14 protein-coding genes are annotated in these 21,870 nt (G+C 56.1%); 5 read left to right on the top strand and 9 right to left on the bottom strand.

All coding sequences use genetic code 11. The annotated features are described in order from the left end of the window. Positions 1–67 precede the first annotated feature (67 nt). The 8 genes from metH to BUA44_RS02905 all read right to left on the bottom strand — a co-directional run bounded on the left by metH (position 68) and on the right by BUA44_RS02905 (position 12,719). Complete coding sequence (gene metH / locus BUA44_RS02940) at positions 68–3,685, bottom strand: methionine synthase (protein ID WP_072808400.1); 3,618 nt, start codon at positions 3,683–3,685, stop codon at positions 68–70. A gap of 213 nt (positions 3,686–3,898) precedes the next feature. After that, entirely contained in the window at positions 3,899–6,250 is a 2,352-nt protein-coding gene (locus BUA44_RS02935) for a CotH kinase family protein (protein ID WP_254794679.1), read from the bottom strand. A gap of 234 nt (positions 6,251–6,484) precedes the next feature. Continuing rightward, entirely contained in the window at positions 6,485–7,171 is a 687-nt protein-coding gene (locus tag BUA44_RS02930; protein ID WP_255370438.1) for an ABC-type transport auxiliary lipoprotein family protein, read from the bottom strand. Between the two features lie 10 nt (positions 7,172–7,181). Then, positions 7,182–8,108: an MlaD family protein gene (locus BUA44_RS02925; RefSeq protein WP_072808394.1), complete on the bottom strand. Its 927-nt coding sequence runs from the start codon at positions 8,106–8,108 to the stop codon at positions 7,182–7,184. A gap of 12 nt (positions 8,109–8,120) precedes the next feature. Further along, positions 8,121–8,903: an ABC transporter ATP-binding protein gene (locus BUA44_RS02920; RefSeq protein WP_072808392.1), complete on the bottom strand. Its 783-nt coding sequence runs from the start codon at positions 8,901–8,903 to the stop codon at positions 8,121–8,123. A gap of 9 nt (positions 8,904–8,912) precedes the next feature. Then, positions 8,913–9,971 carry an MlaE family ABC transporter permease gene (locus BUA44_RS02915; protein WP_072808390.1) on the bottom strand — a complete coding sequence of 353 codons (1,059 nt, stop codon included), beginning with the start codon at positions 9,969–9,971 and terminating at the stop codon, positions 8,913–8,915. A gap of 117 nt (positions 9,972–10,088) precedes the next feature. Continuing rightward, the gene (locus BUA44_RS02910) at positions 10,089–10,919 is read right to left on the bottom strand and encodes an FISUMP domain-containing protein (protein ID WP_072808388.1); all 831 of its coding nucleotides are present in this window, start codon (positions 10,917–10,919) and stop codon (positions 10,089–10,091) included. A 15-nt stretch (positions 10,920–10,934) separates the two neighbouring features. Further along, positions 10,935–12,719, bottom strand: coding sequence for an FISUMP domain-containing protein (locus tag BUA44_RS02905; RefSeq protein ID WP_072808385.1), 1,785 nt, complete (start codon positions 12,717–12,719; stop codon positions 10,935–10,937). An 81-nt stretch (positions 12,720–12,800) separates the two neighbouring features. Here BUA44_RS02905 and BUA44_RS02900 point away from each other — a divergent pair, with 81 nt between their 5' ends. The 5 genes from BUA44_RS02900 (at position 12,801) to BUA44_RS02880 (ending at position 18,008) form a co-directional block, all read left to right on the top strand. Further along, positions 12,801–14,129 (top strand): class I SAM-dependent RNA methyltransferase, encoded by a 1,329-nt coding sequence (locus BUA44_RS02900; RefSeq protein ID WP_083579465.1) that lies wholly within the window; start codon positions 12,801–12,803, stop codon positions 14,127–14,129. Positions 14,130–14,245: 116 nt separating this feature from the next. Next, a complete protein-coding gene (locus BUA44_RS02895) occupies positions 14,246–14,695 on the top strand; it encodes a hypothetical protein (RefSeq protein ID WP_072808383.1) in 450 nt (149 codons plus the stop codon). A 66-nt stretch (positions 14,696–14,761) separates the two neighbouring features. Further along, the gene (locus BUA44_RS02890; protein ID WP_255370437.1) at positions 14,762–15,649 is read left to right on the top strand and encodes a hypothetical protein; all 888 of its coding nucleotides are present in this window, start codon (positions 14,762–14,764) and stop codon (positions 15,647–15,649) included. Positions 15,650–15,652: 3 nt separating this feature from the next. Beyond that, positions 15,653–16,102, top strand: coding sequence for a hypothetical protein (locus BUA44_RS02885; RefSeq protein ID WP_072808381.1), 450 nt, complete (start codon positions 15,653–15,655; stop codon positions 16,100–16,102). Positions 16,103–16,106: 4 nt separating this feature from the next. Continuing rightward, complete coding sequence (locus tag BUA44_RS02880) at positions 16,107–18,008, top strand: homocysteine S-methyltransferase family protein (RefSeq protein WP_072808379.1); 1,902 nt, start codon at positions 16,107–16,109, stop codon at positions 18,006–18,008. A 119-nt stretch (positions 18,009–18,127) separates the two neighbouring features. Here BUA44_RS02880 and BUA44_RS02875 read toward each other — a convergent pair whose 3' ends face one another. Then, on the bottom strand, positions 18,128–21,817 hold the full coding sequence (locus BUA44_RS02875) for a PD40 domain-containing protein (RefSeq protein ID WP_072808377.1): 3,690 nt from the start codon (positions 21,815–21,817) through the stop codon (positions 18,128–18,130). Positions 21,818–21,870 lie beyond the last annotated feature (53 nt).

The raw sequence follows: 21,870 nt of genomic DNA, 5'->3' as shown, positions 1-21,870 counted from the left end.
CAATCTGCTGTTAATTTAATCAAAAAACAGTGCGAAGTCAATAGGGCGTTTTTGCGAAACGGGCGATTTACACCTTCACGTGGAAGTAGTCGATTTCGGGGTGGCTGATGTAGAGGCCGCTCACGGAGGCCTGCGGGTACATGGCGCCGTTCTCGGTGAGGCTGATGCCTACGCTGTTAAAATCGATGAGTTTCGCGACGTTGAAGATTTCCTTGATGTTCGGGAGCACGGGGTAGCCGACGGCCGGGCGGATGCCCTTCCAGCCCTTGGTGCGCGCGAGTTCCTGGCTCAGGTATTCGGCGCCGGCTTCGGCGAGGCGGTCGGCGACGGTCTGCATCAAAAGAACGTCGTAGTCGCTGCCGCCCTGTTCGGCTTTCAGCTTTTCGAGGCGTTTGACGAAGGCGTCGCTCACGGTGACGGCGAAGGCACCCACGATGTCGCGGAAAACATCCTTACCGGCGGGAGCGGCGAAGATGCTTGCGGTATTCGCGTTTGCGGGTGCAACGTAGTCGCAGAGGGCAAGGCAGGTGCCTTCCGGGTTCTGCTGGCGTGCCGTCACGACTTCGACAAAGTCGGAGTCGGTGCCGGTACGGCCCGTGTTGAACTTGATGGAATTTTCCGTACCGGCTGCAGGGTAGAACGCCTGCACGGCACGCAGCGCATACTCGGGCTTTGTGAGACTCTTGATGAGCGCTTCGGCGTCGGCCTTGAGTTTCTTTGCTTCTTCTTGGTCCGGCTTGATTTTCCAGGTGAAGAAGAAGTATTCCCAGCTGATAAGCGGGATGACTTTTTCGAGCGCGATGGGCGGGAGTTTGCTTTCGCCCATGAACGGAGGCTCCACCGGCTGGTACTTGCTCCAGTCGCAAAGGTAGCGGCGTTCGAGCGGAGTCTTCTCTGCTGCGGCCATGGCGCTTGCGGCTTCGGTTTGGATGCCGTTTTGCTTGTCGCGAATGCGCTGCTGTTCTTCGCGGTTTTCCTGAATGGTCTGCTCGCTGGTCGCGGGGTCCAAGAGCTTTTGCACGAGGCCCGGGTTGCTGGCGGCGTCGCGCACGTGGAATACGGGGCCTTCGTAGCACGGGGCAATCTTTACGGCCGTGTGCGTGGGCGAGGTCGTTGCGCCGCCGACGATAATCGGGATGCGCTGGCCCGCAGCCTGCATGGCCTTCGCGACAGTGCACATTTCTTCGAGCGAGGGCGTAATCAATCCGGAGAGGCTCAATATATCGGCCTTGTTCTCGATGACCGCCTTCACGATTACATCTTCGGGAATCATCACGCCGAGGTCCACCATCTCGTAGCCGTTACAGGCCATAATCACGGAGACGATGTTCTTGCCGATATCGTGCACGTCGCCCTTCACGGTCGCAATCACGATTTTCCCGCGGCTCGATGCATTCGCGTCCTTGCCCGCCTCGATGTAGGGCTGCAAGATTTCTACCGCCTTCTTCATGGTGCGGGCAGTCTTCACCACTTGCGGCAAGAACATCTTGCCTTCACCGAAGCGGCGACCGACTTCGTTCATGCCGTCCATGAGCGGGCCGGAAATAATTCCCACGGGACTATCGCCGCGGTTGATGAGTTCCATCAGGTCGGGCTGAAGTGTGGTGGAGGTTCCCTTGAGTAAGGCTTCTTGCAGGCGTTCCTCGGGCGTGGTTTTTGCCTGCGCGGAGTCGGCGACGCTGTTGCTACCCGCGTCGGAACTGCCCGCGCCCGTGCTCATGGCGAAAATCGCCTTCGGGTCGTACTTGGTGCCCGCTTCCTTGGCGGCAGCGGCGGCCGCGGTCATGCGGCTTGCAATTTCAATAAGCGCTTCGCTGGCGTCCGGTTCCGTGTTCAACAGCACTTCGGTAATGGCCATGCGGAGTTCCAGCGGAATCGTCTTGTATTCGATAATCGCGCTCGGGTTCATGATGGCCATGCCCATACCGTTTGGAATCGCGTAATGCAAGAAGGTGGTATGCATCGCTTCGCGCAGGTAGTTGTTGCCGCGGAAAGCGAACGAGAGGTTCGAAAGACCGCCCGAGATGCGCACGCCGGGCAGGTTGTCCATAATCCAGCGGACCGCGCGGATAAAGTCGATGGCGTAGGCGTTGTGTTCCGCCATGCCGGTAGCGACCGTCAGCACGTTCGGGTCAAAGATGATGTCCGATGGCGCGAAATTCAGTTGCTTCACCAGAATGTCGTAGGCGCGGGCGGCAATATTCACGCGACGCTCGTAGTTGGTGGCCTGGCCTTCTTCGTCAAAGAGCATCACGATGACGGCGGCCCCCAGGCGCTTGATGGTGAGCGCGTGCTCGATAAACGCCTGTTCGCCCATCTTGAGGGAGATGGAGTTCACGATGCTCTTGCCCTGGATGCACTTGAGGCCCGCCTCGATGACTTCGAATCGGGAAGAGTCCACCATGATGGGCACGCGGCTCACGGCCGGGTCCGAGGCAATCAGGTTCAGGAAGGTCTGCATTTCGGCAGTGGCGTCCAAGAGGCCATCGTCCATGTTCACGTCGATCACGTCGGCGCCGTCTTCGACCTGCTTGCGTGCAATGTCCAGCGCTTCGTCGTAATTCTTCTCGTTAATCAGTCGCAGGAACTTCTTGGAGCCGGCGACGTTGCAGCGTTCGCCCACCTTCACGAAGTCTTCGGCGTTGCAGCTGTCAGCACCGTCGCTGGGGCGTACCTGTTCCTTGAACAGCGGCTCGAGACCCGCGAGTCGGAGTAGCGGGCTTGTTGCGTACTTGGGCGCGGGCTTGCGGCGTTCGTAATCGGCCGGCAGGGCGTCGAGCATCTTGCGCATGGCGGCGATGTGTTCCGGCGTGGTACCGCAGCAGCCGCCAATCATGTTCACCAGCTTGTCGTCCAGGTAAACGCCCATCAGGCGCACCATGTCTTCGGGCGTGTCGTCGTAACCGCCGAACTGGTTCGGGAGACCCGCATTCGGGTGACAGCTAATGTAGCAGGGCGCAACCTTGCCCATGCGGCGCAGGTACGGCACCATGCCGTCGGCACCGAGACCGCAGTTCAGGCCGATGGAGAGTGGGTGCATGTGCATCACGCTCACGGCGAATGCTTCCACCGTCTGGCCCGAAAGTGTTCTGCCCGAGGCGTCGCTCACTGTCATGGAGAACATCACCTCAACCGGGCGTGAAACTTTTTCCATCACTTTCGTAAAAGCACTTGCGGCGGCCTTCGCGTTCAGCGTATCGAAAATCGTTTCAATCAGGATGGCGTCGACGCCTTCATCCACCAGCACCTGAATCTGTTCCAGGTAGGCGTCTTCCAGTTCGTCAAAAGTAATGCTACGGCTCGCGGGGTCGTTCACGTCTTCGCTCATCGAGAGCATCTTGCTCGTGGGGCCTACGTCACCCAGGATGTACACCTGTCGTCCGTACTTTTCCATGGCCTCTGCCGCGGCCTGCTTCGCAATCTTCACAGCGGCGCGGTTCATTTCGGCAATGCGGTGTTCCTGGTGGTATTCGTGCTGGCTCACGCGCTGGCTCGAGAACGTATTCGTCGTCAGGCAGTCCACGCCCGCATCCACGTAGCGGCGCTGGATATCGAGAATGATTTCCGGCTTCTCGATGGAGAGCATGTCGTTGTTCGCGCCCTTGATCCCGTAAGTCTGAATCACGGAACCCATGCCGCCGTCCAGCAGCAACATCTTGTTTTCGAAAGCTTCACGTAGCGTCATATAAGTCTATCCACGACCCGAGGTTTATGCATATATTCGTTTTTATGCATAAATAATAGCAAATATTCCCGCGATAAACCTCTTGATGCCAGCAATAAACCCCTTGCAGCCTGCAATAAACATCCCGCAGCCCGCAATAAACATCCCGCAGCCCGCAACTCTAGTAACCAATAACCAATAACTAATAACTAATAACTAATAACCAATGACCAATCACTTAAACACGGCGGTGTAGCTCGCGCCTTCTTCGTTCACGACGAATCTCGGGTTTGCGGTCTCGCCATCGCTCCATCCGGTAAACACGGAGCCGCTGACCGGGACTGCGGTGATGACCATCCCGATGCCCGCGAAGAACTTACCCGCATAAGCCGGCGTGGGGGCGGGCCTGCCTTCCACGGTGATGTATCCGCTCCCGGTGACGTTCAGGTTCATGGTCACCATGCTCGTCATCCCGAATTCGAAGTAGTAGTCCTGAACAACGCTTGCGTCGCGCTCTTCGGACCATTCCTTGAGGCAACTGCCCGTCTTGCTGAAGCCCTTGCCGCAGGAGTTCTTGTAGTACATCTCGTCCTGCTTGAACTTTTTCAGGTCGCGGTTTATTTCGGCCGTGTCGATGGTCGCTGTCATCGCGTCAACCACGCGGGTCACGTTGGCCCCGTTCAGGTTGTTCTGCAACATCATGGCAGACCTGTTCAGGAACACGCGCTGGAATTCCGGGTTCTTGATAAGTTGTATGTACAGGTTCGCGAAGCAGCCTTCGTCCTTGCAGGGCTTGTTTCCGCCGCCCTTCTTTATCCACGGGAAAATGTCGGTGCTCTGGCTGAATTCGCCGCCGTTCACACCCCACATCCAGTCAAATCCGTGGTCGAGGTCGTACACCATGAATTTCCACGGTTGCTCGGGGCTCTTCCAGGCGCGCACGTTGTTGTTCGGCCAGTCGCCGTTGTGGATGTAGATTTCAGCCGCCATGTAGTCGGCGAAGTTGCCCACGTCCATGAGGGTCTTTACCATCTCGTAGTTCTTGTTGTTTTCGCCACTGAAGTCGTTCTGCGCCACGAAACTCAGGAGCGTCTTGTATTCGTCGACAGATCCGTTGCTTGCGGTGACGTCGTGGCCGAGGTGCTTTACCATCGTGACCGAGTTCGCGTCGATTCCGTAGTTAGTTTCTACGTAATGCTTGTTGAAGCGTTCGCGCATGTCGTGGATGCCGTAGTACTTTCCGTTGTAGAACACCACCACCTGGCGGCTACGCTGGTAGTCGACGCCGCTCCCTTCGAGAATTGCGCCGCCCATTGCATCGCCGATGTAGTCGCTCACGAATCGGTTGCCGTTGTTGCGCAGGTTGAACCCGCGGAACTTGCTGTTGATGTCCTTGCGGGTCTCGAACAGCGGGTAGTCGATTTTTCCGTCCTGGTACTGCTCGCGCATCACAATTGCGACGGACTTCTTGTCCTTGAGCCTGCTGTAGCCGCCCATGATGGAAATGCCTGCGTCGACTTCCCATGCGGGTGCAGTGGACTTGCTACCGTCGGGGAAGTATTCCACGTGCACGGGGAATTCCTTTTCCTCAAAAAGGCCTGCGGGTGCGCTCTTCGGAGTTTCGGCGTTGGTCTTGATGTAGCTTTCCTTGAAGAACGCGGAATCGACGCTGACCGCGACGACCGGCATGCGGGCCGTTTCGCCGATGAAGAACGTCTTGGTAATCACGTCGGTCGTGAGCGCTCCGGGCTGGAATGCGGCACAACGGAAGACCGTGTTTTTTGAAATGGTAATCGGTGCGGTGAATTCGGGCGAGGCTTCGGTGGGCTTAGAGCCGTTCTGCGTGCAGCGGACGGTGGTGCCTTCCGGTACGGCGGGCGGGTCGAGTGTGATTTCGCTTGCGTAAAAGCCCGCGCTCTTGGTGCCGAAGTCAAACGTGGGGGCGAGTGTCGCGTATGCACCCGCATCGTCGTTGAGGGCTTCGGGAGTCGCGACGGCAAAATACTTGAGGCTTCCGTCCGAAACCTTGCCGTAGCTGATGCCGGCGGGGAGTGCGGGGTAGGTGAGGCTGTCGTGAATGGCGTTGTGGTTGTCGATGATGTAGAGCGTGCCGCCCTTTTTGTCGAGCTTCCAGTTGGTGTGCGTGCGGGCGTGCAGCACGTGGCCTTCGTCATCGACGCCGTCCACCATGCCCTCGATGGTGGAGATGTCCTTCTTGTCGAGGAATACGGTGCGGTATGCGCCCGCGGGGATGGTCTCGCCACGGAACACCCACTTCTGCGGGTTCGTGAGGTTCTCGACCAGCGAGTAGCCCTTGAGGTTCACGTCCTTGTCGCCCGAGTTGAAAATTTCTACCCACGCGGGGTCATCGCCCTCGTGATCGAGCCACGAGAGGTTGAGCGAAGAAACTTCGGTAAGCCTGAGCGTCGGTGCTTCGGAGGTATGCAGTTCCTCTTTCGGGACGGGTATGGGCTCGTCTTCGCCTTTGGGTGAGGAAGGGTCGTCGGAGCAGGCCTGGAACGTGAGGCCCAATCCGAATGCGAGTGTCGCGGGGAAAATCTTGCGCGAAAGGATATAATCAAACATCTTGTACACCATACCGTATTTTAAGTATACAACCAAACCCGTAGTAAATTTAAAATCAAAAAAAGCAAAGGGATTAAACCTTCACTTTTTTTTACATCCGATGTGCGCTTTTATACGCTAAAATAGTGTGAAATGCCCGAAATGCCGTGTTTTGGGCGATTTAATCCCCAATTTCGCGAAAAATGTGTTTTTTGTCTGCGAAAATGGCCGCCGGCGGGCATTCTCGGGCCAGATTTACTTGCCTGCGCCGGCGATGGCCCCGAGGGCTTCTTCCATGTACTTGCCGAGGAGCTTCGAGATGGCCTCTGCCACAAGGCGGGGCTCGCGACTGCTCACGGATTGCCTTTCGTCGAAGCGCTTTTCCCAGAGGGGAGCGTCACTGTCGGGTTTCTGGAGCGTAAGCTTGAGGGAAAGGCGTGCATACTGCGAGGAGCCTTCGTCGATTTCCTCGATGGCGTCGATGTGGCCCAGGAGTTCAAAATCGGGCTTGCCCGAGGCGCGGGTATCGACCGATGCGAAAAGCCCGCTTTTCACGATGTATTCTGCGGCGACCTGCGCCACCATTTGCTCGGGGCGAGATGCCCACAGGTCCAGGTCGTAGAACATGAAGTCGTAAGCGGATTCGCGGTAGACGATGTTGTTCCTCTGGTAGGCCTGGTCGATGGTGAACTTGCGCACCTGCAGGCGGCCGTTTGCTTCACCTGCGGCCGGCATGTCGATGTTTTCGACGGCAAGTGTGAAGTAGCGGGTGGGTTCGCTCGTGCTCCCGCCAAAGCATGCGGTAAGCGTCATGGCGGCAAGTGCGACAATTGCGACAAACAACACTTTCGCGGCTCTCGTCATTCCCGCGAAGGCTTTGGACCCTATCGCCTGACGGCTCCAGGGTGACAATGTCGATAGAATCTTAAAAACTTTGCGCATGTTCTACCTCTTATTTGCGGCGGGTCTTTGCGGGTTCGCGGATGAGCGCGGAGGGGTTGTTCTTGATTTTTTGGCTGAACTCTTCGAGGTTCTCGAGTACGGCGTTCAGTTCCACGATGGCGTCCCCCACCTGGTCCTGGTTCTTGTAGACCATGCCGTCGAGCCGCTTCGAGAGCTGGCTGATGGATTCCATCGCCTTCGTCAAGTTCTCGTTCATCGCCTTCGTGTCGATGGCGTCGAGCTTTTCCTTCAGGATGTCGAGGTCTTCGCCCGCCTTCGCGGCAATCTTCGCTTCTTCGATTTCACCCATCACGCGGTGCATCGATTCGGCGGACTTGGAAATGTTCTCGATGGGCTTTGCCATGCCCTGCGTGACGCGCTTCAGGTTTGCCGTCACTTCTTCAAAATTCTTGATGGCCTTGCTCAGGTTTTCTGCATTCTCTGCAGAGAGCAGCGTGTTGACGTTCATGAGGACGGAATCCACGTGCGCGACGATATTGCCCGCCTGGTTCGTGATGTGGTCAAAGTGCGAAACTTCCGCCGGCACGAGCCCGCCTTCGGGGACGTTCGGTTCCGAGAAAGAGCCGCCCGAGAGCACCACCTGCTTTTCGCCGGTGAGGTTCATGCCTGCCGTCATGCCCGCGCGGGTGCCAATCTTGATAGGCGTTCCGTGCGTGACCTTGAAGGCGACCACGACCTCGTTCAGGTTTTCCTCGTTAATCGTGATGCGCGTGACGCTACCGACGTCGATGCCGTTCAGCTTGACCTTCGCGTCTACAAAGAGCCCGTTCACCGAGGTGTCGAAGATGGTGTAGTAGTTGTCGTACTGTTCGCTCAGGTAGCGCTTGAGCACGTAGCCGAGGAATACGCAGATGAGTATTCCGCACAGCAGCATGAACGCGCCAAGTTTAATTCTTTCGGATCGGGTGGTTTCCATCGTTTCTCCGAATCAATCTATAAAATTAAAGTGGTAGAGTCCCTCGGAGTATTCCTCCTTGGGGCACTGCCGGTTGAAAAAGTGACGTAGCGTGGGGTCGTCGGATTCCATGCCTTCTTGCAGCGTGGCGTCCTTGAGCACGTAGCCGTCCTTGAGGTACACAAATCTGTCGCAGATAATCTTGATGCTCTCGAGTTCGTGGCTCACGATGACCATCGATACCTTGAGCGTGTCGCGCAGTTCGAGCAAAAGTTCGTCGAGGGAGCGGGCCGTCACCGGGTCGAGGCCCGTGGAAGGTTCGTCGCAAAAGAGCAGTTCCGGCTTGAGCGCGATGGCGCGGGCGAGGGCTGCGCGCTTCTTCATACCGCCCGAAATTTCGCCCGGGTACTTGTGGAAGGCGTGCAGCAGGTGCACCTTCTCCAGGCGGTCGGCCACGATGGCTTCCATCTGGCTCTTGGGCATGTAGGGCATGCTGCGCTTGAGCGGCAACATCGCATTCTCGGCGATGGTCAGGTCGGCGATGAGGGCCCCGCTCTGGAAGAGCACGCCCGTACGCATGCGGGTCTCGCTGTCAAGGCCTTCCTTTGCACCGAAGGTCTTGCCGAAGTAGGTGATAGTGCCTGCGTCGGACTTGATGAACTTCAGGATGTTGTTCAGGAGCGTCGATTTACCGCAGCCCGAACTCCCGAGCACCATGCGGATTTCGCCGCGCTTCACCCCGAAGGAAATGTCCTTCAGAATGGACTCGCGCCCGTAACTTGCCTTCAGGTGATCTACTTTCAGGATTTCTTCCATTGCTGCTCCCTAGTAGAATATGAAGGCGAAGAGGGTGTCGGCGAGCACGATGCAGCAAATTGCGGCGACCACGCTCGATGTGGTTGCCTTGCCCACGGCTTCTGCGCCGCCGTGCGCGTTCAGACCCTTGTTGCAGGCGATGAGCGTCACTATCCAGCCGAAGACGAGCGCCTTGATGCTGCTCTTTAGGAACGTGATGGGCGCGATACCGTCGCGGATGCCCATCATGTAGTTGGAAAACGAAATGTCGCAGAAGAAGTACGCGATGAGGAACCCCGAGAAGCACCCGAAAATGGAGGCGCAGAACGAGAGGATGGGCGTTGCGACGCTCATGGCGATAAAGCGCGGCACCACCAGGTACTGCACCGGCGGGATGGCCATCGACTTGATGGCCTTGACTTCTTCGCACACGCTCATGTTCGCAATTTCGGCGGCGACGGCACTGCCGGAACGGCCCGCGAGGATGATGGTCGTGAGGAGCGGGCCGATTTCTGCGAAGATGAGGAAGCCGAGACCAGAGGCGAGGTAGGAGCCGCCGCCCACCGCGTTCAGCATGATGGAACTCTGGAGCGCCATCGTAAGGCAGATGAGGGCGACCATCAAGAAACATATTCCCATGGCTTCGCTCCCGAGCTTGAACATCTGCTTGGCGACACCGCCAAAATGGATCTTGCCCTTGTCGAACGGCCCGAAGACGGTCCAGTAGATGGACATGAACAGGAGCGTGAGGACCTCGAAGGATTCCTTCAGCACGGCAAAGCCGATGCCACCGAGCATCTCGAGAACGTTGTTCGTACCCTTCGCGGGCCTTGCGGGCGGCTCCATCTTGCGGAGTGCAGAAAGGTGCGCCTTGATATCGGCGTTGAAGTGGGCGAGGGTGAGCGCGTTGCCCGTCTTTTCGGAAAGTTCGGCGAGGAGCGCGAAGAACGCGTCGCCGCTGTAGTCCATGCTTGCGAGATTGCTGCCGTCAAGGCACAGCGCACCGCTACGGAGCTGCTTCGTGCAATTCCGGAGCAGGTCTTTGCTGTTCGTCGCCGTGAGCGTATCTGGCAAGAGAATAGTCGTCATGGTACAATTTCGGGCGAAATATAGAAAAAAGCACTAAAAAAGGCCCGCTTTTGACCATTAAGGCGATAGCGGGCGCATTTTGCCGACAAATTGCTGTTGTTTTTTGGGCTAAATGCGCTAGTCCTTCACGCAGCGGACAGGATTACTTGATCTTTTTTTGGGGGTATAATACCACGCGTTGTTGTTGAATATATCCAAATGTATGGCGTATGCGTCTGTCGAATAGTAAGATGTTGATGTCCATATTTCCGTTGAAAGGCGTGGAATGCATGCAACACCTACACGGATGTCCCAATATGTGCCAGAAGCAAGTGCGGAAAATCCGTAAGTGTCTTTTCCTCCATATCTTTTTTTGTCATCATAATTGACTTGAGTTTCCCAATCTGGGCTTCTGGATTTTAAATGTTCGCCTGCGATTGAGTCTCCACCCGCTGTGTTAATCAAGATTCTCCATTCTGTCGAGTCTGGCAGGTGCCAGCCACTTGGACAAATGCCTCGTACTGGATAAGTCGGAGTGCATCCGTTTCCTCCACAACCTTTGCCGTTAGTACTCCAAGTCCCAATGCTGTCCATGGCTGTACTCCATGGGTAAAAACGTCCGTATCTTTCGCAATAAATGGCTGAATCGTTATAACAGAAGCTGCTTGAATCATAATCCCATACTTTGCGCAGGTCTCGGTAGTTCAGATTTTCTGCCATCCAGGTTTGGTCCCCAATTTTTACGGTCCTGTATGTTTGACCGTCACGGTCGTCAACCATCTCACCGTACGAGATTCTGGGGTTAAATTGGTCTACGATGGTGTAAGGTTCCGTTGTACTGGAATAATTCCTTGCCATGCTCGACGAAGACTTTGCGCCATCAGGGCGCGCGATAAAATCGTTGTCGTCGTCGCCGCAGGCGGCGAGGAACGCTGCGCATGCAAATGCGGTGTAGAGTGAGTGCTTCATTTTATTTCCCCCCTTTTAGTCCTTCACGCAGCGAACGGAGTTGGCATATGATTTGCGACTGCTTGTAAAATCCATTCCGGCGGAAGATTTTAGTTGATAGCCTGAAAATGCTGACGGTTCTGACATAGTGCCATTTTCCGGGTAAAACCAGAATGTCATGTTGTCTAAATCAGCGAATTGATGATTCCGGTTATGACCAGCTCCGATTAAGCTGTATCCGGTTAGATTATCCCCGCCAAAGGATATAGCTCGAATATTTTTTTCTTCCTTATTGGCCGTTAATACAATGACATACTCGTCATAGGTCATCACGTGCCAGCCTTCAGGGCAGATGCCCCGGTGATTTTCCTCGATAAGGTCTTCGCAAGCGTCAACATTGCAGCGACTCGGCAATTGCATCATCTCGGCCCACTGGTAAAGGCCGCCGTACTTGTCACAGTTGGTCGTGTCGTCATTGTAGCAGTAGCGTTCAATATTCTCATCGTCGCTCTGGTCATTTGCTCCCGGCACATCGATGCCGATATTCAGGTTTTCGGCCATGACTGTTACCGAAACATCTTCGTCACCATCTTTTGCGTTAATCGTGAGATAGTAATACGACCTTCCGTTCCGTACATCGGTAAATTTCTTGTACGCGCCGGAGTTCAGACTGTCTTCAAAAAGATCGTTCTTATGGTCGTAAGGTGTATACTCGCTTGAACTCGACTTCGATGTGATGCTGGACGAAGATGCTGTTTGAGCAGTATCAATCTTGATGCAACGAATGTAACGCTTGTTGTATGGTTCAGTCTGGTAATCAGCTGCCTTGTCGAGATCGTCAGACATAGCTACATAATCAACTAATTTGACATATGTGGTAGTATTGGGATTGCTGGCCCAAAAAGATGCGTCGTTACCTATGAGATAGAATATTCCTTCTTCGAAACGTCCTCCCGGCAAGGCCGTGAACGATGCTTCGTCTGTCCCGTTGCCGTCATTTAGCCAATCAGATGCGGATTTGAGGGCTTTGCCGGCAACATCCTTGCCTCCAACCTTACCAAACAAAATACTCCAATCGATGGTTGAAGGAATTCTCCATCCATCTGGGCAGATTCCGTATGTCGGAGAAACTGGTCGGCACGACAATGCGTTATATCCGCAGCCCTTGCTGTTTGTACTGAATTCGCCAACGCTGTCTAAGGCTGTTGCCCAGGTGTAGAGCAAACCGTACTTAGTGCAGAAGCTGGTGTCATCGTTATAACAGGAACTACTTCCTGTTCTGAAGTTCAGATTGTCCCTCATCCAAACCTGATTTCCGATTTTGACCGTTCTGTATGTTTGACCATCGCGGGCGTCCTTAAAGCAGTTTTCGTCGGTACCTATATCGCAGTGAGAGAGCAATGGGGTTGTGTAGCTCGAACTCGACTTTGCGGAGCTGGACACGCTTGTCTCGCTGGAATTCGACTTTCCACTGGATGAAGACTCTGCGGAACTACTGGATTTCTCGCTGGGCGAAGATTCTGCAGAACTGCTGGACTTTGCGCTGCTCGAAGATGTTTTCTTGGAAGACGAGCTCGACTTGCCCGTATCGATGGTTTCGAACCAGTGGTCGCCATCGCATTCGTAGTCCGTTTCGAGGTCTCTTACGTAGACCTTTTCGCCCATGAGGTCGTCGTTGCACTCGAACTCCTTGAGCTCGTCCATGTCTGCCACTTCGCCGGGCAGCTCGGGGACTTTCGGGATGAACGAGTCGTCATCGCCGCAGGCAGTGAGGAGCGCAAAAGACAGGAGTACCGGGAATAGAAGTGCGTGGGGTTTCATTTAATTTCCTCCTTTAGAAGAAAAATATATTATTTCACCGCTGATTTTACTTTTTGCTCCTTAAATTCTATCTTTATGCCCATGTTTCGCCGTTTTGACAAGCTTGGAAAGCTGCGCAGGTCGGGCCACAAGCGCCCTGCGTCTGCTCGCCCCGCATATTCTGCGCCCGCCCGCGAGGTGTTCGAAGTCCGCATCGAGAAAATGGTGCAGGGCGGCGAGGGTATGGCGCGCCTGCCTGATGGCCGCGTGTGCTTTGTCTCGGGCGCGTTGCCGGGCGAACTCTGTAAGGTGGCGGTGACGTTCACGAAAAAAGATTTTGCCCGCGGGCATGTCGTGGAAGTGCTGGAAGGCGCAAATCCCGACCGCGTAGAGGCGCGCTGCCCGCTATATGGCAAGTGCGGTGGGTGCAGCTTGCAGCACTTGGAAAGCGAGAAGCAGGCGGAATACCTGGCGCAGGTCGAGCGCGAGAACTTCCGGCGCATCGCCCGCATAGAATTGCCCGAAGATTTCAAGGTGCACACGGGCCCCGCGTGGGGTTACCGCAACCGCGCACGGGTCGTCGTGGTTTGCGACCAGGCCGGCGACAAGCCGATTGTGCGTTTCGGATTTCGCAAGCAGGAAAGCAATAGTGTGGCGCTGTTCAAGAACTGCCCCGTATTGACGCCCGCGCTCAACGAGTTCTTGCAGGGGCGCGCCCGCGAGATTTTTGCGGGCAAGTTCCGCCCCGGCCGCGAGATGGAAGTGAACCTCTTCGATAACGGCGCGGGTGAAATCTCGTACTATTACGAGGGTATGCCTGCCCGCGAGTTCAGCGAGAATGCGGTAAGCGTCTCCGAAATCTGCGGCAAGAAGATTGAGGCTGATGCGAGTGTGTTCTTCCAGAGTAATCTCGAGCTTTTGCCCGCGCTGGTGAAGTCCGTGCGCAATGCCGTGGACGAAGGCCTTGCGAGCGGGGAATCGAGCGACGAATGGCTTATCGACCTCTTCAGCGGGGTAGGGTTCTTCGCCGCGATGCTTATGGACAAGTTTAAGCGCGTGACGACCGTGGAACGCGAAGAAAAATGCCTGCAGCATGCAGAGGTTAATTTATCTGTATCTGGTGGCGATAAAAAAGTCGCGACGATAGAAAATGTTTCCGCGCCGGCCGAGGAATGGCTCGCGAGCAACGTGGTGGATATCCCCGCGACGCTCATCGTGGACCCGCCGCGCACCGGCCTCCCGAAAGAAGCCCTCGACGCCATAGCGGATTCCTCAGTGAATCGCCTGATTTACGTGTCCTGCCACCCGGTGACGCTCGCCCGCGATACCGCCCTCCTTGCCGAAAAGGGCTTCAAAATCTGCCGTGCGGAGGCTTTTGCCTTCTACCCGCAGACTCCCCACCTCGAAATGATGCTCGTTCTGGCCCGCTAGAAACCGCCTAAAACGGCCAAAAACGCCACATATTGTAAAAAACAACGCAACGAATATGGCAATTCGGGGGGATTTTGCTAATTTGTTAATTAGGTGTTTTTCCAGGAAGGCTTAAAATGAACAGACTTTCAAAACTCGCTATTTTCTTGGTGATTGTCATGGGGGCATTCTTCTCGTCCTGCTCCACCGAAGATCCGCACATCGTGTGTGGTCGTGAATGGAATCCGGCTTTGCAGCTGGTTGCCGATACTACCAGCGAATTTGAACTTATCAACCCGATGATTGTGCAGTTCCGCTACGGTACGGGCTTCGATTTCCCGACCATCAAGATTGCCTTCTACGAGGGTACTGCCGCTAACAAGGGCAAGGAAATCTGGAAGTACGAAACCAAGGTGAACGAGAAGGTGAGCGTTTATACGCTCCAGGGCCACTCCAAGCGCGGAGGGCTTATGACCGCAGCAGAAATGACCCGCCACCATGCTCCGGGCCAGATTGTTATCGAGGCTACTACGGGCGACCGCCTGCTGGCCGTGAAAGAAATCACGCTTATCAAGAACAAACAGTAATTGGAATTTTCGATGATTCGTAGTAAACTTCTGGCCGGCTTCGGCGGGCTTCTGTCTCTTTGTGTTATGCCTTTTTCCCTTGTCGGTTGCGGCGAATCTGAGGTTACGCTCAACTACAAGCTTGCTCAGCCTGTGGATGTGGAGGTCTATACCGAAAGCTACTTCGCGACGATTGACCTGAAGGGCGAAGAGCAGATGGGCACGATTACTGCCGCCTATGTGGACCTGAACTACTCTACTGCGGGCGATACCACGAAGGTGCAGCGCCTGTACCGCGTGAACAATTCCCGCGGCTACCTCAAGAATTTTATGCCCTCCGAACTTGCATGGCGCGTGAAGGAGGTGAACCTTGCGGCCGTTGACCGCGAAGTGACGAGCATTACCGGCCTCGATGACGGTTACGACACGCTTCTCGCGCACATCCCGATGCCCGAACGCTGGCGCAAGCAGCTCCTGAACCCCGATTACAAGCCGCACCTGCGCCGCCTCGAAAAGCATCGCTGGGAAATGGACCACCTGCTTACGGGTACAGTGCCCGTGAAGGCGAACATCACGCAGATGCTCAAGGACCAGGGACGCCTGAACTTTGCCCTCATCAAGATTGATTCCGTTGTCACGAAGGGCTTCGAGAACCGTGACCACCGTCGTTGCCTGGATTACAAGATTTACCTGCACGAGAAGGAAAGCTTCCCCTACTACATCTGGGAGCAGCACGTGAACAGCAATATCGTGCCCGAGAAGTTCAAGGCATACAATACGGGTCTTAGGGCGGAATACGATACCGAGTTCGAAATCATGATTGACCCCGAGACGGGCATCCCTTGCCAGGAACGTGAGGTGAAGGTCGGAACGCACTACATGGTGCACCCGGTGACGAAGGATACCGTGACCTTCAAGAGCAACATCACGCACGAACGCCTCTTCAACATCAAGCGCAACCAGGCTGCGGAGTAACCTATGACGAGTATCTTCCGCAAAGCCTGTGCCGTTTTTGCTGTCGCTTTTGCGGCGGTACTTTCGGGCTGTACCTCGCACCCTTCGCCCCAGCAGACGATGGTCGACGACCGCTACATGATGTACAAGGAAACGTACAAGGCGTACAAGGAAGCGGAAGAACGTTACCTGAACCTGCTCTTCAATATCGAGCGCATGCCCGAGGAAGAGGAACTCTGGATAATGAAGCGCGAACAGATGCAGGAACTGCTGCAGCTGCGCGAACTCATGCTGCAGGCGCGTGGCGAACTTGACGACGCGATGAAAACCTGGGAGTCTCACCTGATGGAGGTGCAGTCCGAGGTGAAGAAGGCGAAGGTCCAACAGTACAATCCGAATTTCAAGGGGCGCGATGCCCAGCGCACGAGCCCGGGGCAGTTGCTCCCGGGCGAGGTCCCGAACACGCGGAGATAGTTCCATGAACCTCTCGAAGTCCTACCAGGAACTCGCGAGGGCGAGCATCGGGCGCATCCTTGTGATGGATGGGCCGGCAAGGACTGTTCTTGATGCGTGCGATTTGCGTGAAGAAGATTACCGCGGGGAAATGTTCGTGGACCACGCGGTGGACCTGCAGGGCAACGACGATATACTTTGCGTTACTGCGCCGCAGGTCGTGAAAAAGGCCCACCGTGCCTACCTGGAGGCGGGTGCCGACATTATCCGCACCAACACCGTGCGCGCAAACCCGATTGTGCAGGGGAAGTTCAGGCTCGAGAACATGGCGTACGACATTGCCCTTGCGGGGGCGCGCATCGCCTGCGAGTCGATTGCCGAATACAACGACGACATTCTTCAGTGCAAAACAGGCAAGCTGGGCCAGACGCTCGAACGCAAGTATGTCGCGGGCGTGATGGGACCTGCGGAAGATTCCGCGGATGTGGGCTTCCGAGAACTGGTCGATGCCTACAGCGAGGTGGTGCGTGGCCTTCTGGACGGGAATGCCGACATACTGCTGTTGGATTCGTTCCGTAACCTTTTGAACGTGAAGGCGGCCCTGCACGCCGTATTCAAGGTGTGTTCCGAACGCCAGGAACTTGTGCCCGTGATGGTTTCGGGCGAAATTGCCGAAGCGGGTGCAGGCACGCTGGCAGGCCTTACCGCAAGGGCGTTACAGCATACCGTGAGCAGTTTCCCGGTATTCAGTATCGGGCTTTCGGCGGGTGAGAACGCGGGCGACCTGCATGACCTCCTGAAAGAAATCGAGAATGCTCCCGTGCGCATGAGCGTGATGGTGGATGTTTCGCTCGAGGGCATGAAACCCCACGACAGCGATTCCGTGAAGGGCCGCGCAAAGGAGCTCTGGCGCTATGCCGATTCGGGCCTCGTGAACATCGTGGGCGGCGGCAAGGAAACCACGCCCGAGTCGCTCAAGTTCATGGTGAAGGCGCTCAAGGGTAGCCGCCCCCGCCGAATCCCTGCCCGCCGGTACAACATGCTGTTGAGCGGGCTTGCACCCATGACGGTAGCAGGTGCGGGGAATTGCATTTGCGTGGGCAACGTGTTTAATCGGGAGGAATCTCCCGAGTTCGCGAAAATCTTTGGCGAAGGGAACCTTGCCGATGCCGTTGCGCTCGGGCACAGGCAGGTTACCTACGGTGCCGAAATCCTGGACGTAAACCTGGATTCCTACGATACAGAGCCTCCGCAGATACAGGCGTTCATGGGCAAGATGCTCGATGACAAGTCGCTTGCGAAATGCCCGGTGATGATGGATTCCCGCAGTTGGGACTTGCTTATCGCAGGAATCGAATGCATTTCGGGGAAGGGAATCGCCCGCAGTATAAGCCTCGCGGAAGGTGAAGAAATCTTCCTCACGAAGGCAATGGAAATTCGCAAGCGCGGGTTTGCGCTGGTATGCTTTGCCGAAGACGAGAAGGGCACTGCGGATACCTTCGCGCGCGAAACCGAAATTATCGAGCGCATGTACCGCCTGCTGGTGGGCAAACTCAATTTCCTTGCCGAAGATATCGTGTTCGAACCCTGCGTGGAACACGAGGGCAAACCGCTGGACGATGCGATGAACCTGCTCTTCAAGGTGTGCCGCTACGTGAAGGCGAACCTGCCGTACGCGCATATCCTGGGCGATGTCCAGAAACTAGGGCTGCATGCGAACGGGCTCGAGAAGGCGAGACCCGGACTTACGTCCGTGTTCCTACACCATGCAAAAAAGGCAGGGCTCGATTTTTACATCGCTAAGCCGGAGAAAATCCCCGCTTACGAGGAAATCCCTTACCGCATGTGCTGCCTGCTTGAAGACGTAGTGCTTTCGCGCGTACCCGATGCGAAGAAAAAACTCGCTGCCGCGTTGAAGGCAATGTAGCTGTCATCCCCGGCTCCGACCGATGCACGATCGTCATCCCCGGCTCCGACCGATGCACAATCGTCATCCCCGGCTCCGACCGATGCACAATCGTCATCCCCGGCTCCGACCGGGGATCTTTACTGCCAGCTATTGATGAATCCCATTCCGAGCGTAAACTTGATCCGCGTGGGCGAAATCGCGTCCGGTAAAAGCGGCACGTCGATTGTCGTGGGCTTCCAACTGCCTTCGCGCCCTTCATCGTCGCCGATGCGGCTGAGTGCGCGTGCGAACGTGAGCGTTATGTCGAGCGGGATGCTGTAGAAAATCTTGTTGCTCCACCTGAAGCTGAGGCCCGCAGAACGGTCCCAGAAATCGTGGTCCGTGAACTTGTCCGTATCGAACCACTTGCTGTTCCATGCGGCACCGATCTGCGCGAATGCGTCGATGTAGAATGCGCGCGTTTCGAAAATCCAGAAACCCTTACGCCAGTCGTCGTAGACGGGGAACAGGTAATGGACTTCCGCCATGGCGGTCTTGGTGCCCGCACGCGTGTAGTTTTCTGAACTGCGCAGGTAGGGGTAGCCTTCCAGGAACACGGCGCTGTAATAGTACGAGTCGAGCGTATCCACCTTGGCGCCGGTAGAATCCTTCGCGTCGGTATCCCAGTTGAAAATGCCTCCGAGCTTAGCACCTGCGGCGAGTCGCGCTCCGGTGAGTGGACTCTGGATGCTCCCGTAGAGGCTCAGGCCGAATTCGTGTATGTTGAAATTCCTGTACTTGGGCTTGATTTTCCCGCTTTTGGTGACGACGAAACTTTCGGCGAACGTACCGGGGCGGTAGAGGTCACTGTTGGAATACTGGTACGATATTACGGCGCCGTCGCCCTGCCCGCTGATTCCTGTGCCGTCTTCGCCTTCACTGTCGCCGTAGAGCCCGAATAGCGCCATCGCGCTGAATCGCTTCTGGTATGTCCACGCGAAGTTGTCTTCGTACAGGTTGAAGTCTGCCCAGTCGTAACCTGCGGCAATTTGAAGCGTGTCGACGCTCTTGAACGGGCTGTAACCCGCCATTGCGACAATCGATTGCATCGGGACTGCGTAGTTGCTGATGCCGAGGCTGTCCCCGTCATTGGCGCGCACATCCTCGTAACGCACGGTATCTTTGCTCGTGTAGCTCGCGTACGTGTACGAAATCCCGAAATCGATGGGCGTGCTCCTGTTCTCCCATGCGACGAAGAATTCCTTTTCTTGTTCCGGGTTGAGGCCGCTGCCGTTGATGTAGTCGATGCCGTTCCCGATTTCGAGCATGAGGCCGACTTGTAGGGTGTTCTTCTTGAGCGGGTCTGCGATGATGGCGGCAAGCCCGATCTTTGCCTTGAGTTGCCCGTCGCCGAATACGGTGAGGTCGGGGGCGTTCTCGTAGAAGGCGAGCATGGGGATGAACAGCGGGACTGTCGGGATGGGCTTGTAGTCGCGCTCGGTGCCGGCGAATTCGCGGCTTTCGAGTTCTATATGCTTCTCAATGCGCGGGAGGGGCGAGCCCTTGAGCACGATTTCGCTCGGGGCGGGCCTCTGCGTGATGGTGTATGTCGTGTCAATGAGCTTGATGGCTGAATCGCGCATCGTGACTGTCGGCTCTGTCGTGCAGTTTGCGGTCGCGTTGGCCTGGATGCTGTCACTCTGGATTCTATCGCTACGCTCCAGAATGACAGCAGCAGCGATAGAGTCTACCGAAGCGGAGTCCTTCGTCATCCCCGCGGAGGCGGGGATCTTTGTAGAATCAGTTGCCGCGCAGTTGTTCCAAACGGTATCGGCAACTTGGATGGTACTGTCGCGTTCCGTCACGTTCATCGTCGTGTCGTTTATCATCGCGACAGGAGTATACTGGAGCTTGTAGAGCGAGAACCCGTCCTTGTCGTACTGCGTAAAGTAGAGAGTGTCGCCTGCGAGTACCGGAGTGAATGCGCCGCCGACCACGTTCGTGAGCGGGCGTTCGTTCCCGGTGTCGATGTTCTTCTCGATGAGGTTGAAGATTCCGTTCCTGTTGCTTGCGAACACGATCTTGCTGTCGTCAATCCAGTTTACGTCGCGCTCGTCGTAGCCCTCGGTGCTCACGACCTTCATGTTCTTGCCGTCGGCGTCTATCACGGCGATTCCGCGATGCACGTCGTCAAAGAAACTGAAGGCGATTCGCTTGCCGTCGGGGCTGTACTTGGGGCTATAGATGTTGTAGTACCTGAACTTCGCGTTGGGCACGTAGATGTCTATCGGGTCTTCTGCCGTGTATTCGCTGAAGTCTGCGGTGAAGGGAACCTTGCTCAGCACGAAGCGCGTGCTGTAGGGCTCGCGCCGCACGAAGGCGACTTCGTTCCCCTTGGGGCTGAATGCGGGGTAGACCGCGTCTACGAGGTGGGTGAGGTTCAGCTTGTTCTTGTTCGTGTCGCTCACTGCAATGTCGAAGTGGGCGTGACCGTCCTTGTCGCGGTTTTGGAACGTCACGTAGGCGAGAATCGGGCCTTTTTCCGGGGCGTCGTACACATCGATGCCCTTGTCGAACCAGGGCTTCTTCGCGCGGAACCCGCTCTTCGCGTAGTCGTTTATGTCGATGGTGGAATCGCCTTCCTCTTCCTCAATGGAAATCATTCCGATTTCTACGCCGTCAATTTTTTCATTTTCCTTCGTCATCCCCGCGGAGGCCCCTTCCTTCGTCATCCCCGCGGAGGCGGGGATCTTATTCGCAGTACTGTCCTTGACTTCTGCGCTATCTTTCGTCTCTTTCAGCGGCATCTTGAACACCGCACCGTCGAACCACGGCCCGCCGAAGTTCGATACGCCGTAGAGGTGTTTGCCCGCAACTACGGGGAAGTCCTGCCAGAAGGCGTCTGCGGTAATCTTCGTGCCTTCGACGAGAGGCCCGAGGGAATCCTTCTGCGCCTTGTACGCCTCGGTGATTTCCTTTTTCCACGCTTCGTAGAGTTGTTTCTCGCTAATCCCGAGAATTTTCTTGAGTGCCCCGTCGAGCGTCACGCGGTAGGGTTTCGAAAGTTCCGTCCAGATTTTCGGGACAGCGTCTTCGCCGTAGTGCTTCGAGATGTAGAGCACGAGCGAGAACCCCTGCGTGTAGGGCCCGAGTTCGGCAAAAAGCGAGTTGTCCGAAAAGTCGTGCATGTATTCGAGCGGGAGCAGGGTGTCGTTCAGGGCTGCGACGCGCAACAGCATGTCGCGATGTGTGTCCCAGGCGTCAAAGCCCATGCGGGCGGATTCAAACTGCGCCGTACCTTCGGCGAACCACAGCGGCTGCAGCGTGAAGGGGAGGAACGTCGCGAAGTCGCTCGTGATGCGCTCGTTGTAGTAGTCGGTGTAGCTGAATTGTACACCGTAGATGCTCGGCTTGAACTTGCTCCCGTTTTCGATGCTTACCAGGTGGCTGAATTCGTGCGTGATGACGTCGGCGAGCCAGCCGTGGCTGCTACGGATTTTGAAATCCCAGTTGGTGAGCCACAGGTTTACCGCGTTCTCGCTCGGGACGGCGCTGCCGTTGCTGTAGAGCGCGTTGTTGAGCACTGCGTTCACGCGGCCCGGCAGGTCCTTCTTGTAGCGGCCCACCACCGAATCGTAGACAGCCTCTGCGTATGCGGAAAGTGCGGAGGCGTGCTCGGTGTATTCCTGCGGGTAGATGAACTGGAAGTGCTTCGTGTCTGCGGTCTTCCACTTGATGTCGCTCTGGTTGCCGTAGAAACCGGCCGCAAAGGCGGAACCCGCAAGCAGCAATGTGCCTGCAAGTGTAGCCGCAACCTTAGCGCGGATCTTTTTCGCGTCGAAGAGCATTGTCTTATAAATTTAGGAAATTCGTGCTTGAAAACCCATAAAAAAAGCAAAAA

The sequence above is a fragment of the Fibrobacter sp. UWR3 genome, from assembly GCF_900143055.1.
In the GTDB taxonomy this organism is placed as follows: domain Bacteria; phylum Fibrobacterota; class Fibrobacteria; order Fibrobacterales; family Fibrobacteraceae; genus Fibrobacter.
The sequence above is the reverse complement of the archived record's forward strand: the minus strand, read 5'-3'. Positions and strand labels throughout refer to the sequence as shown.